Source organism: Ruegeria sp. EL01 (assembly GCF_900313035.1).
GTDB lineage: Bacteria > Pseudomonadota > Alphaproteobacteria > Rhodobacterales > Rhodobacteraceae > Ruegeria.
On sequence record NZ_OMPS01000048.1, the window covers coordinates 253,371 to 267,051 of the forward strand.

Consider the following 13,681-nt stretch of genomic DNA (forward strand, 5'->3'; position numbering starts at 1 on the left):
CGGGTGGGTTACACATCAGGCGCGCCCCCTTGCCCCATTTTCCGCAAACCGTCAACAATCCGTGCCAGCGCCATACTAAGCGATCCCTTAGCCAGAACCGCATCGCCCGGCCGGATCAGTTCGGGCAGATACGTCGCCATCTCATCACTGGTTTCAAACCACAACCCACGCCGACTTTCCGGCAGGGCCTGATGCAAGGCCTGCATCAACGAGCCGATGCAATGTACCTGATCAATATGCGCCATGGCGTTCACACTGGCCATGTCGGCATGCATGGCCTGTTCTTCAGGGCCCAACTCTTTCATATCGCCCAGAAAAGCGATCCGTCGGGTGCCCTGAACCGCAGCAAGAACATCAAGGGCTGCAGCCATCGATGTGGGGTTGGCATTATAGCTGTCATCCAGCACTTCGATTCGCCCACCTTTAGGCAGTGCAATGATCTCACGCACCCCACGACCCTGAACCGGAGACCAGCGTTTCAGACCGGCAACTGCCTGATCCAGATCGACACCCAGTTCACTGCAAGCCGCCAATGCACCCAGCGCGTTCATCGCAAAATGCGTGCCCGCCGACGCGACGTCATAGGCAAAGGTTTTACCGCCTATTGTCGCCAAAGCGTGAACCGAGTCGGATGACTGTTCGACATCCGTCAAAACAAAATCGCAGGCTGCGCGGCCGAAATCGATTGTTTTCGCACCCAGCACCTGCGCGTGTTGGCGCAGAATATCGACATGTTCGATATCGGCATTGACGACAGCTGTCCCGCCTTCGGTCAACCCGTCGAAAATCGCAGCTTTTTCCTGCGCAATGCCCGCAACCGAGTCAAAAGCCTCCAGATGTACGGCGGCAACCGTCGTGACCAGTGCGACTTGTGGGCAGGCCTGCCGCGCCAGAGGGGAAATCTCACCGGGATGGTTCATGCCGATTTCGATCACGGCATACTCGGTTTGTCGGGGCATCCGGGCCAGTGTCAGCGGCACGCCCCAGTGGTTGTTGTAACTGGCAACGCTGGCATGGGTGCGACCTTGTGTCGACAAGATCGCAGCCAGCATTTCCTTGGTCGAGGTTTTGCCGACACTGCCGGTTACCCCGATGACCTGTGCGGCGGTTCTGGCCCGGGCGGCCTGCCCCAATGCCTCTAACCCGGCCTGCACATCTTCCACGATCAACAGGGGCGCATCTTCAGAGACACCTTCTGGAATACGTGAAACCAGCGCTGCGCCCGCGCCGTTTTCAAGCGCCTGTGCAACGAACTCATGACCGTCGCGGGCCGCCGTGAGGGCGACGAACAGATCACCCGGCTGAAGCGTGCGTGTATCGATGGACACGCCGTTTGCCACCCAATCGGTGGTGGCGCGCCCTGCGGTGGCGGTGGCGGCCTCGGCGGCAGTCCAAAGGGTCATGCGACCCTCCCGTCCAATGCCGCCACCGAGATGCTGGCCTGTTCGACATCATCGAATGGCAGAACCTGATCGCCGACAATCTGGCCCGTTTCGTGCCCCTTGCCCGCAATCAACAACGCGTCGCCCGGTTGCAGGGCATCAATGCCGCGCAGGATGGCCTCGGCCCGATCACCGACTTCGGTGGCACCCGGAGCACCGTCCATCACCGCAGCACGGATTGTGGCCGGATCTTCGCTGCGCGGGTTGTCATCGGTGACAAAGACGATGTCGGCGTGATTTGTCGCGGCGCTGCCCATCAAGGGGCGCTTGCTTGCGTCACGATCCCCGCCCGCGCCGACAATGGCGATCAGGCGACCCATCACATGCGGACGCAAGGCCTTTAACGCAGTCGCTACCGCGTCCGGCGTATGCGCATAATCAACAAAGACCGCTGCTCCATTCTCGCGAGTTGCGGCCAGCTGCATGCGGCCCCGCACGGTCGTCAGATGCGGCAAGGTTTCGAACACGCGCTCCGGGTCATCCCCGGCGGCAATCACCAATCCGCAAGCGAGCAGTATGTTTTCGGCCTGAAATCCACCGATCAGGTTCAGGCGGGTCAGGAAGGTTTTGCCTTGCCAGGAGAACCGTAGATCCTGACCTGTTGCGTCAAAGCGCTGGTTCATCAGGCACAGGTCAGCCTGTCCCAACCCAACCGACAGCACCGATTGCCCTCGCGCTTCGGCGATCCGCCGCACCTGCCCGCCTTTGGGGTCACTCAGATTTATGACTGCGGTACCGTCCTGTGGCAGAACCCGATCAAACAGGCCTGCCTTGGCGTCGAAATACGCCTCGAACGTTTCGTGGTAGTCCAAATGGTCCTGCGTGAAGTTCGAAAACCCGGCAGCGGTCAGCTGCACGCCGTCAAGGCGGCGTTGTTCAAGACCGTGGGAGGAGGCCTCCATCGCGGCGTGGGTCACACCATTGTGGGTCGCTTCGGCCAAACACCGATGCAGAGTGATCGGTTCGGGCGTGGTGTGGGCAAGCGGTGCCGTACATGCCCCTTCCACCCCGGTGGTGCCAAGATTAACCGCGGCATGGCCCAGCTCGGTCCAAATCTGGCGCACAAATGTTGCAACGGATGTTTTACCATTGGTGCCGGTGACCGCCACGATGGTCTGCGGTTGCGCCCCAAACCACAGCGCGGCACATCCGGCCAACGCCTGTCGTGGGTCTTCGGTCACGATCAGGGCTGCGTCCGAGGCCGACAGCTCAGCGGCAGCGATTTTGGCGCCCTCGGCATCGGTCAGGATCGCAGCGGCGCCCATACGCAGGGCAAATTGAATAAACTCTCCGCCATGAACCCGCGTGCCCGGAAGGGCCGCGAACAGGTAGCCGTCTTCGACTTCGCGGCTATCGACGGCCAGCCCGGTGATCGCCGGGTTTGCACCGCCCCGCGCAGTCAGGGCCAGTTGGCTAAGTTTCTTTGACTGATCGCCCATGACCCACCTTCTGTCCAACAGCCTAATTCGACGTCAGGGTTATAGCAGCGCCGGCCTCAGGCTCAAGCCGGGGTCGCAAACCCAAAAGGGGCGCGATCCGACCGATCAATTCGGCAGCGACCGGAACAGCGGTCCAGCCCGCCGTGCGACGCTTTTCGCCATAGGCCAAGATTGACGGCTCATCCAGAGTGACGATCAGAACGTATTTCGGATCATAAGACGGGAACATCGTGGCAAAGGTGGCAATGACCTTGTCATCATAGTAGCCGCCGCGCGGTTTCGGCTTGTCGGCTGTGCCGGTTTTTCCGGCGACATAGTATCCTGCCACATCACCAAAACTGGCGGTCCCGTCGGTGACGACCCTGCGCAGCATCTTTTGCGCCTGACTTGCCGTGCCCTGCGACATCACACGTGGCCCATATTGCGGCCCGTTTTTGCGCAGAATGGTCGGGCTGACATAGTGACCGCCGTTGGCAATGGCGGCATACCCTGCCGCCAGATGCATCGGGCTGGTCGACAAACCGTGACCGTATGAGATGGTCACAGTGCTCAACTCGCCCCACTTCTTGGGCTTCAGGGGCTCGCCGCCTGCGGCTTCGACAATTTCGAAGGGCGTAGGTTCGAACATACCAAGCGTTTCCAGGAAGGCCTGCTGCCGCTGCGCGCCGATCTGCAAGGCCAGGCGACCAGTACCACGGTTTGAACTGTGAACGATCACATCAGATACACTGATCTTGCCGTAGTTCTTGCCGTTGAATTCACCAATCGGAAACCGGCCGATTTTCATCGGGCCCGAGGTATCGATGATCGTGTTCGAATTCACTAACCCCAGTTGCACCGCCTGCGCTGCTGTGAAGATTTTGAAGACCGACCCAAGCTCATAGACACCCTGCACGTAACGGTTGAACAAGGGGCTGTCGGAGGGATCAAAACCCGACGTCGGAGGGCGCGGACGATCGTTGGGATCAAAAGATGGCAAAGACGCGGCCGAAACGACCTCGCCTGTATGCGCATTCATCAAAACAGCCGAGGCCCCTTTGGCGTTCATGATCTTCATGCCGCCGTACAGCACTTGTTCGACCGCCGCCTGAATGGTCAGGTCTAGTGACAGTTGCAGGGGTTTGTTGCCGTTGGCCGGGTTGCGCAAATAGTCGTCAAACTTTTTCTCGACCCCGGCGACGCCGATGACTTCGGCCGCGCTGACGCCTTCGCGTCCGAACCCTGAACCACCCAGAATATGTGCCGCAAGACGGCCATTGGGATACAGGCGCATCTCACGCGGGCCGAACAAGATGCCCGGATCGCCGATGTCATGCACAGCCTGTTTCTGTTCGGGCGAGATCCGTTTCTTAATCCAGATGAACTTGCGGTTGCCGGTGAAATCCTTGATCAGGCGCTCTTTTTCCAAATCAGGGAAGATCGCCACAAGCTGGTCGGCGGCCGCGTTCGGATCGATCATCAAAGGCGGTTGAGCATAAACCGAGTAGGTGTCGAGATTGGTCGCCAGTATGCGCCCTTCGCGGTCGACGATATTGGCCCGTTGCATGGCAATTGCCGCGCCGGGCGCACTGGCCAGCGGTTCCTGGGCCTCGGACGTGGCAAGCATGCCCATGCGAACGCCCACAATAGAAAAGGCGCAGAAAAAGAACAGCCCAAGCACAAGCAGGCGCCCTTCGGCTCGGGCGCGCGCGCGGTCTTTCATATCTTCGTGGCGCTGGCGGATGTTTTCCCGTTCAATCACCTTGGGGTTTTCACCACGGGCGCGCGCATCCAGAACGCGGGCCAAAGGGCGGAGTGGCGTGCGGATCATGGAAACTGCACCTCGCCCAGAGCTTGAATATCGGTGATGGCCTGCAGCTCAATCGGGTCGACAATCGGCAGATCCGGGTCTTCGGCATAGGTGATCTGATCAGCCCGCCCAAACTGTTCTGAACGCAGCGGCAGAAGGCCAAGGCGTTCGAAATTCAGATCCGCCAGCTCTCGCAGACGGTCAGGACGGTTCAGATACGCCCATTCTGCATTCAGCACGGCCAACCGTACCTGCGCGGTGCCGATTTGTCGCTGCAACCCTTGGGTTTCTTTCAACACCTGCTGGGTACGGTAGTTTTCCTGATAGGCCCATAATGCCAACCCGAACACCGCCAGGGCAGTCAACACATACAAAAAACCCTTCATCTTGCCCTTCCCCCAAGTTGCGGCATGCCAATTGCGCGGGCATCTATTTCCCCGGCCGGGGCATCCGTACGCACAGCAACACGCAGCTTGGCCGAGCGCGCGCGTGGATTGTCCTGCAATTCCTGATCGTCAGGACCAACGGCCTTACGGGTTTTCAGGGTAAATTGCGGCTGCTCTTCTTTCATTTCTGGCGCATAACGATTGGCCCGACCGGTTTTCCCTGCGCGCGACTGAAAAAACCGCTTCACCATCCGATCCTCGATGGAATGGAAGGTGACAACGGCCAGTTGACCACCGGGTTTCAGCGCCCGCTCTGCCGCCATGAGGCCCTGGAACAGCTCTTCATATTCTGCGTTTACGGCGATGCGCAGGCCTTGGAAGCTGCGCGTCGCGGGGTGTGATTGCCCGGGTTTTGGGCGCGGCAGGCAGGACTCGATTATCCCGACCAATCGCAAGGTCGTCGTGATCGGCTCCTCAGCGCGCGCCTTTAAGATGGCTTTGGCAATGCGACGGCTGGCGCGTTCTTCACCATAGTGAAACAGAATGTCGGCCAGCTGCGCCTCGGTCGCAGTGTTGACCAGATCGGCAGCGCTGTCGCCATCCTGGCTCATGCGCATATCCAGCGGACCGTCTTTCATGAAGGAAAACCCGCGCTCGGCCTGATCAAGCTGCATGGAAGAGACCCCAAGATCCAGAACGATGCCGTCCAGATCATGGGCATATTCATCCATGCGCGAAAACACGCCCTGCTGCATCACCAGACGGTCGCCATATTCCCCGGCCCAGTCAGCGACCAATTCAAAAGCCAGCGGATCGCGGTCCACACCGATGACTTTATCCGCGCCAGCCTCAAGCAAACCGCGGGTGTAACCACCAGCGCCAAAGGTGCCATCCAACCAGATCCCTGACACGGGGGCCACCGCAGCCAGCAAGGGGCGCAGCAAAACAGGGATATGTGGTTTATCCGAGGAGGGGGTCGCGCCGGCCATGCCGCTACGCATCCCCGGTGCCATCTAGGAACTGAAGCGGATCAAAATCGTCGGGCAGATCGTCAAGCCATTCTTCGGCTGCGGCCAGTTCCTCGGCCTCGTAGGTCTTGGGCTTCCAGATCTGGAACGTATCGCCGGCAGCTATGAAGAACGCCTCATTCTCAAGATCGATCTTGCTGCGCAGCTTGGCAGGTAAGACCAAGCGCCCGGTCTCATCCACATTGGTCGGGAAGGACTGACCGTGGAACATACGCTGCAGCATCTTGCGCTGCATCGAGCCACGCGGCAGGGCATCGATCTTGGCGTCGACCTCGTCGATCGCCTGCATCGTATAACATTCAAGGTATTTGCGGCGGTGGTCACCGTAGACAATCACCAGTTCAGGGCTGTCTCCGGGTTGCCAATTGGGATCGGACGCTTCAAGCACACGGCGAAACGAGGCCGGGATCGAGACCCTGCCCTTCGTATCCACCTTATGGTGGCTTTCACCTCTAAACCTGCGCGCCAAGACGACTGTCCCTTTCGCTTGCGCCCCACCAGAAAACTACGTTTCCCCCGGAAGTAAAAACGGCGGGTTGATCTGCTGCCACTGATCAACCCGCCGCATTGACCCGCTATGCGGGATGTCCAGCTGCACGCGCCACCTGGGGGGATGTCTGCTCGCCCGCGCGCCGGATCTCTTGATTGATGAAAAGCGAGATGCCTGTATGAAACCTGATTATTTATGGTTCGGGGTCGTTTGGTGCCCCTGCTGCCTCGTCCTCATCGGATGAACAAGGGATGCCATGGGAATTCATGGAAATCAACTAATATTTTCAGACCAAAGACAATTGAAACAGAGGTAAATTGAAGAAGCTACTGTAGTAATCAGGCAAAATACACACTATCTCGACAATTGCCTCACCCAGTACACAATATATGCTCCTTTTGGGCGTTAGCTAAAATTTCCCATGATTTCCCATTATCCACAGAATTGGTTGCAAAAACCTTCCAAAACCGAGGTGGTTTTCAACAATACAACACGAATCACACACGGATACGGGAAAGTGCCATGTGTTTCCTGACGCCCAGATCCCCCTCCCATGGTTTCCCATGTTGCTGCCACAGGCATCCAACTTCCGCACAGCGCACAAACAAGAAACACCCACTTACGCTAAGGTTTTTTGCAAATTTCTTGGGCGAACGAGACGCGCCAAACCTATTTTTCAAGGCAAATTTCCACACCAGACCCAACGAATTGATATCCATGCGTTTGCTGCATAGCAGCATTGACGCCGTCAGCTATTGTGCAATTGCAGCATTCACCTATTTTCAGTCTCAAGCAAACGCTGGAATACACCGGCAACAACATGAGACATCGGGTTACGCACATGACAGTGGCAACCAATACTTCCGCGCTGAAAAGCGCATCCGCAGGCGGGTTGAGCGCTCTGATCGAAGCAGCAAAAACACGCTTTGATCGCTATCGCATGTACCGCCAAACAGTTAACGAACTGGCGTCCCTGTCGGATCGCGAGCTGGCCGATCTGGGCCTGCACCGTTCAATGATCCGTCGCATCGCAACGCAGGCGACCGAAGAAAACGCAGTGCGCTAAGCACCAAAGGAACAACCGAGATCAGGCCCTTCTCCTCCCTTAGGGTCTGTAATCAGCGGCAGCATCTCTCCTCCTCCCTGATGCTGCCGCACCTTATACCGGCCCTGACCGCCGGACCTTGATACATCGGGGCTCTTCTCCTCCCTGCCCTGATGTTGAAAGCGCGCGGTGACGTCTCCTCCTCCCTGACGTCGCCGCGCCTTCCCATACCGGGATCAAACCCGGGTTCGAATACATCGGGGCCCTCCTCCCTGCTTCGATGTTGATAAAAACGGCGGTTTCCTCTCCTCCTCCCTGGAAACCGCCGTTTTGATTTTTCCGACATGAAAAAAAACGCCACAGCCAGAGCTGGGCGCCTTTTGCAAAAAATTGAGCATGTGCCGTCAGGCACATTCCTTTTGATTAAAACGGAACATCGTCCTTGGCGGACAAGAACCGAGAGACAACTTTCTTGGTGCCTGCCTTGTCGAAATCCACTTCGACCTTGTCGCCTTCAATCCCGACCACGCCGCCATAGCCGAACTTTTGGTGAAACACCCGCTCGCCCAGTGTGAAACTGGCCAAGGCGGTCGCATCAATCACCGTATTGCGGCTCTCTTTTGGTTGCGACATACCATATTGCCCCTGCCGCGCTTGCAGACGTTTCCAACCCGGCGAGTTGTAGACATTCGCCTCGACCGCGCGGGATTCGATCCCGGCTGTCGTCTGACCGCCGCCATAAAGGCCCGGAGGCGTCAGAACTTCTACATGGTCCTCAGGCAGCTCATCAATGAACCGCGACGGCATCGAATTCTGCCATTGCCCGAAAACGCGTCGGTTGGCGGCGAAGGAAATGGTACAGACCTCTTCAGCGCGGGTGATGCCGACATAGGCCAGCCGCCGCTCTTCCTCGAGACCCTTGACACCCGATTCATCCATCGAGCGTTGGGACGGGAACAACCCATCCTCCCACCCTGGTAAAAACACGGCAGGAAATTCCAGCCCCTTGGCCGCGTGCAGGGTCATGATCGACACTTTCGCGCCATCCGAGTCCTGCTCGTTGTCCATCACCAGGCTGACATGTTCGAGGAACCCTTGCAGGTTCTCGAAATTATCCAGCTGGTTGACCAATTCCTTGAGGTTTTCCAGCCGCCCCGGTGCCTCGGGCGTTTTGTCGTTTTGCCAGTGGCCGGTATAGCCGGATTCGTCCAATACGATTTGGGCAAGTTCGATATGCGTATGTTCCGGCGCGCCAAACCGCATCGGTGCGGTGCCGTCGTCGATCACCGACTCATCGTCAACTTCGATCCGGGGCCCCCGAGTCATCGCGTTCCAACGGGCCAGCCCCTCGATCAACTCGCTTAGCGCCTTACCGCCTTTGCCCTTGATCAACCCGTTGTCGACTGCAATCCGCGCACCGTCGACCAGGGAAACTCCGTTTTCCCGTGCAGTGCGTTGGATCGTCTGTTGCGCCTTGTCGCCCAGACCGCGCTTGGGCGTGTTCACGATCCGCTCGAACGCCAGATCATCCTCGGGGCTGACAACCAGTCGGAAATAGGCCATGGCATCGCGGATCTCCATCCGCTCATAGAAGCGTGGCCCGCCGATCACCTTGTACGGTAGACCGATAGTCAAAAAGCGATCCTCGAACGCGCGCATCTGGTGGCTGGCCCGCACAAGAATGGCCATCTCGTCAAGGTTCATCGGCCGCACGCCTCGGGTGCCACCCTGCATCGCGTCGATCTCTTCACCGATCCAGCGCGCCTCTTCCTCGCCATCCCAATGACCGATCAGGCGGACTTTCTCGCCATCCTCCGCGTCGGTCCAAAGCTCTTTGCCCAGACGGTTTTCATTGCCCCGGATGACATTCGAAGCAGCCGCCAGAATATGTGGGGTTGAGCGGTAGTTTTGTTCCAACCGCACCACAAAAGCGCCGGGAAAATCCTTTTCAAACCGCAGGATGTTGCCCACCTCGGCCCCGCGCCAGCCGTAGATCGACTGGTCGTCATCGCCCACGCAGCAGATATTCTTGTGCGCCCCGGCCAGCAGACGCAGCCAGAGGTATTGGGCGACGTTGGTGTCTTGGTATTCGTCCACAAGGATATAGCGGAACCAACGCTGGTATTGCTCCAGCACATCCCCATGCGTCCGAAAGATCGTCACCATATGCAGCAGCAGGTCGCCGAAATCGACGGCATTCAGCTCTCGCAGGCGGGTCTGGTATTGGGCGTAGAGTTCAATACCTTTGTTGTTATAGGCCCCCGCGTCCGCAGCGGGCACTTTGTCGGGTGTCAGCGCCCGGTTTTTCCAGTCATCGATGATTCCGGCCAACATCCGCGCCGGCCAGCGTTTGTCGTCGATATTGGCCGCCTGCACCAATTGTTTGAGCAACCGCAGCTGGTCGTCGCTGTCCAGAATGGTGAAGTTAGACTTCAGATCCACCAGTTCCGCATGGCGGCGCAAAAGCTTGACGCAGATTGCGTGGAACGTGCCCAGCCAAGGCATTCCTTCGGCCGGTTGACCCAACAGGCGCCCAACGCGCAGCTTCATCTCGCGCGCGGCTTTGTTGGTAAATGTCACCGACAGGATCTCGTTCGGACGGGCGCACCCGGTGGTCAAAAGATGCGCAATACGCGTCGTCAGCGCTTTGGTCTTTCCGGTCCCTGCCCCGGCCAACATCAGCACAGGCCCGTCCAGCCGCTCGACCGCGTTGCGCTGCGCCGGGTTCAGATCATCCAGATACGGCGTTGATGGCCGCGCCATAGCTCTCTGGGACAGCGATGCGCCTTCAAAGGCGTCCATTTCGTCAAAACTGCTCATAGGTCCAAACTACGCCGGATGCGCGCCGAGGGAAAGAGTTTGTTCACGGCTTGTTCACAAGGGTTTTGCAAGCGATTTCGGGTCAATCTTAATCAAGTCGCCGCGTTGCCTGCAGCTGTCATTAACTCTCTGTCAAACATTGCGCCGGATGCTTGGCCCAAAGCTGTGGGAGCGTGCGGTTATGAAACAAGTTGATTCGGTGGGCCGCGGCTCACGACTGAAGATGGCGGGCATAGCTGGTGCGTTGATCGCGCTCACAGCATTGGCGGGCTGGGGCAATTATGCAATCCCTGCCCCCGTCGTGGACCGAATGCTGGAAGCTGATCTGCGTCACCGCGCGACGCAGTTGAATCGCCAGGTCGAAGGGCATCTGCATGACCTCGAAGAAACGTTTTCAATCGGGTACATGGATGATCATGATCAGGAGTTTCTTGAACTGCTGCCAGCAACCACGGACATCTACCGGTTCAAGTTGTTTGATGCAAAAGGCCGGGTCTTTTGGTCAACGCGTGCCTCTGATGTCGGCGCGGTAACAACGAATGCCTATTTCACCGAAATCGTCGGCATGGGCAACATTTTCTACAAACACGAAGAAAAGCCCATCACCGAGGTGGATTCATTTGACGCCGATCTGCTGGACGGACCAACCTCGTCCACCCGCCACGTGGCTGAAATTTATACTCCGATCATCAAGGATGGTCAGTTTCTGGGCGCGATCGAGTTTTATACGGACATTACGCAGGTCAGATCCCTGTTTATCAACCGTGTCAGGCTGTCCCTGATCATACTCAGCGGCATCGCCCTGACGGCATTGGCGGCAGTAATCTTGGTAATCCATCGCGCGAACCGCAATCAGCTGCGCCTTTTAAAGGTCCACGCGACGAAAGAGCGTGATTTGATGGATGAGCAGCTGCGTCTGGCGCGCGAAGTACGACTGTTGGGTGAATTGAACGAATGGCTGCAATCCAGCCGATCACTTGACGAGCTTTTTGACATGGTGTCACGCTTCATGACCCACATCCTGCCGAAGGCCGAGGGCAGCGTGTATGTCTATTCGAATTCGCGGGATGTGCTTGACGGTTGTGCCAGTTGGAACGGCGGCTCGCACAGGGCCCATATCCATCCCGAAGGATGTTGGGGATTGCGGCGGGGCCGGACCTACGAGTTCGGTGCCTCAGAGATCGATTTCGTTTGCGAACATGCCGAGCCACATGATGGGCGCCCGTATTTCTGTTTTCCCATCCTGGCACATGGTGAAACGGTTGGGTTGATGCATCTGCGCGCGCATGAGGGCTGTAGCGATGCGTTTCATGCCAGCAAGAAACTGGCGCAGCTGTGCGCTGAACAAATCAGCATGGCGATTGCCAATGTTCGGATGCGGGATCAGTTGCATGACCAATCGGTGCGCGACCCCCTGACCGGCTTGTTCAACCGTCGTCATATGACCGAGTCGCTGCGCAAAGGAATAAGCCGCAGCCAACAAACCGGCGCACCACTGAGCCTGATTGCCGTGGACGTGGATCATTTCAAAAAGTTCAACGACACCCATGGCCATGATGCCGGTGATATGGTCTTGCGGGCGGTTGGTGCTGCTCTGGAACAGGGCTGTGACCGAGATGAAGTGGCCTGCCGTATCGGCGGCGAAGAATTCATGCTGATCCTGCCGGATAACACCCCCGAAGACGCCATGACGCGGGCGGAAAAACTGCGACAGGCGGTCGAGGCGGTCTCGGTCCGGTATGGCGAAAAATCCCTGCCGCGCATTACGATATCGGTTGGGGTGGCGCATTATCCAACCCATGGGCACATGCCGCAGGACCTGATGCGTTCGGCGGATGACGCGCTGTACGCTGCCAAGGACAAAGGGCGCAATCAGGTGCAGGTGGCGCGCGGGAATGCTCATCACGAAAATGCTGATCAGTCGACACGTAGGGAGCTTGGAACACCGACCCCTCCTGCAAACGCCGCCTGACATCCTTGCCGAATCGCGCCGCAAGCCCGATCAATCCGCATGGACTTACACAGAACCTATCCCGGCATATCGGATCTGAAACGGCGCGCCAAACGACGACTGCCACATTTCGTCTGGGAGTACATCGACAGCGGGACCGGCGCAGAAACGACTGTGCAGCGGAACCGAGACGCGCTGGATCAACTCCGTTTACCTCCCTCGATCCTGCATGGCGCGCTGGAGTTTGACACCAGTGTTCGGGTCTTGGGTCACGACTATCCATTGCCCTTTGGTGTTTCGCCCATCGGGATGTCCGGGCTGATCTGGCCGGATGCAGAAGGCATATTGGCGCGCGCCGCTGCCGACGCTGGTATCCCATACACATTGTCAACGGTTGCCAGCCAGTGCCCCGAGGATCTGGCCCCCCACCTTGCGGACAACGCCTGGTTTCAACTTTACCCGCCGAAAGACCCGGAAATTCGATCCGATCTTTTGAATCGGGCGCGGCAATCGGGTTTCCGAACCCTGGTTTTGACCGCGGATGTACCGGTCGCATCCCGACGGGAACGGCAGACACGCTCCGGGCTGACTCACCCGCCGCAACTGACACCACGATTGATAGCGCAAATCGCGCTGAAACCCCAATGGGCTATGGGTATGTTGCGCCACGGGGTTCCGCATATGCGTACGCTCGATAAATACATCGATGACAGCCAGAACCTGCCACCGACGGCGCATATCGGATATCTGCTGCGCACCTCTCCGGACATGGATTACGTGAAATGGCTGCGCGATCATTGGGATGGGCCATTTGTTGTCAAAGGCATTCTGCGTCCTGAGGATGCGGCCCGTTTGGAACAGGCTGGCATTGATGCGCTGTGGGTTTCGAATCACGGCGGCCGTCAGTTCGATGCAGCACCCGCCAGCATCGAAGCGCTGCCTGCCATCCGCACCGCCACCAGTCTGCCGCTGATCTTCGACAGCGGGGTTGCAAGCGGGTTGGATATTCTGCGCGCGATAAGCAAAGGCGCCGATTTTGTCATGCTGGGCCGGGCTTTTCTCTTTGGACTTGCGGCGCTTGGCGCACGCGGCCCTGCGCATGTCATTGACATACTCAGACAGGACATGCTGGCCAATATGGGGCAAATGGGGATCGCAACACTTGCTCAATTTCCCCTGGGTCAATCAAACAATTGATGCTGCAGCGCGGCGTATGTAAAAGGAAAGCGCCTTAGGGCGGCGTTTGCGAGCGATAACATGCCGGTTCTACCCAGAACTACAGATGTACGTG

General features: G+C 58.2%; 10 protein-coding genes. 3 read left to right on the top strand and 7 right to left on the bottom strand.

Annotated features, from left to right (window positions below; genetic code table 11):
- Nucleotides 1-8: 8 nt before the first annotated feature.
- From murF to mraZ, 6 genes are read right to left on the bottom strand one after another with little or no spacing between them, the layout of a single operon-like run.
- Nucleotides 9-1,403 (bottom strand): UDP-N-acetylmuramoyl-tripeptide--D-alanyl-D-alanine ligase, encoded by a 1,395-nt coding sequence (gene murF / locus D9K61_RS25400; protein ID WP_120635993.1) that lies wholly within the window; start codon nt 1,401-1,403, stop codon nt 9-11.
- On the bottom strand, nt 1,400-2,881 hold the full coding sequence (locus tag D9K61_RS25405; RefSeq protein WP_120635994.1) for a UDP-N-acetylmuramoyl-L-alanyl-D-glutamate--2,6-diaminopimelate ligase: 1,482 nt from the start codon (nt 2,879-2,881) through the stop codon (nt 1,400-1,402). Before D9K61_RS25405 ends, murF begins: the two co-directional genes overlap by 4 nt.
- Nucleotides 2,882-2,903: 22 nt before the next feature.
- A complete protein-coding gene (locus D9K61_RS25410; protein ID WP_120635995.1) occupies nt 2,904-4,691 on the bottom strand; it encodes a penicillin-binding protein 2 in 1,788 nt (595 codons plus the stop codon).
- On the bottom strand, nt 4,688-5,056 hold the full coding sequence (locus D9K61_RS25415) for a cell division protein FtsL (RefSeq protein ID WP_120635996.1): 369 nt from the start codon (nt 5,054-5,056) through the stop codon (nt 4,688-4,690). Before D9K61_RS25415 ends, D9K61_RS25410 begins: the two co-directional genes overlap by 4 nt.
- On the bottom strand, nt 5,053-6,045 hold the full coding sequence (gene rsmH / locus D9K61_RS25420) for a 16S rRNA (cytosine(1402)-N(4))-methyltransferase RsmH (RefSeq protein ID WP_120636195.1): 993 nt from the start codon (nt 6,043-6,045) through the stop codon (nt 5,053-5,055). The genes D9K61_RS25415 and rsmH overlap by 4 nt, the downstream gene beginning before the upstream one ends.
- Before the next feature lie 4 nt (nt 6,046-6,049).
- A complete protein-coding gene (gene mraZ / locus D9K61_RS25425) occupies nt 6,050-6,553 on the bottom strand; it encodes a division/cell wall cluster transcriptional repressor MraZ (protein WP_120635997.1) in 504 nt (167 codons plus the stop codon).
- Between the two features lie 862 nt (nt 6,554-7,415).
- On the opposite strand from mraZ, the gene D9K61_RS25435 reads away from it, so the two are divergent.
- A complete protein-coding gene (locus D9K61_RS25435) occupies nt 7,416-7,640 on the top strand; it encodes a DUF1127 domain-containing protein (protein ID WP_120636196.1) in 225 nt (74 codons plus the stop codon).
- Between the two features lie 402 nt (nt 7,641-8,042).
- Here D9K61_RS25435 and D9K61_RS25440 read toward each other — a convergent pair whose 3' ends face one another.
- Nucleotides 8,043-10,439 (bottom strand): ATP-dependent helicase, encoded by a 2,397-nt coding sequence (locus D9K61_RS25440; RefSeq protein WP_120635999.1) that lies wholly within the window; start codon nt 10,437-10,439, stop codon nt 8,043-8,045.
- Nucleotides 10,440-10,620: 181 nt separating this feature from the next.
- On the opposite strand from D9K61_RS25440, the gene D9K61_RS25445 reads away from it, so the two are divergent.
- A complete protein-coding gene (locus D9K61_RS25445) occupies nt 10,621-12,411 on the top strand; it encodes a diguanylate cyclase (protein WP_120636197.1) in 1,791 nt (596 codons plus the stop codon).
- Nucleotides 12,412-12,450: 39 nt separating this feature from the next.
- Nucleotides 12,451-13,587: an alpha-hydroxy acid oxidase gene (locus tag D9K61_RS25450; protein ID WP_120636000.1), complete on the top strand. Its 1,137-nt coding sequence runs from the start codon at nt 12,451-12,453 to the stop codon at nt 13,585-13,587.
- Nucleotides 13,588-13,681: the final 94 nt, after the last annotated feature.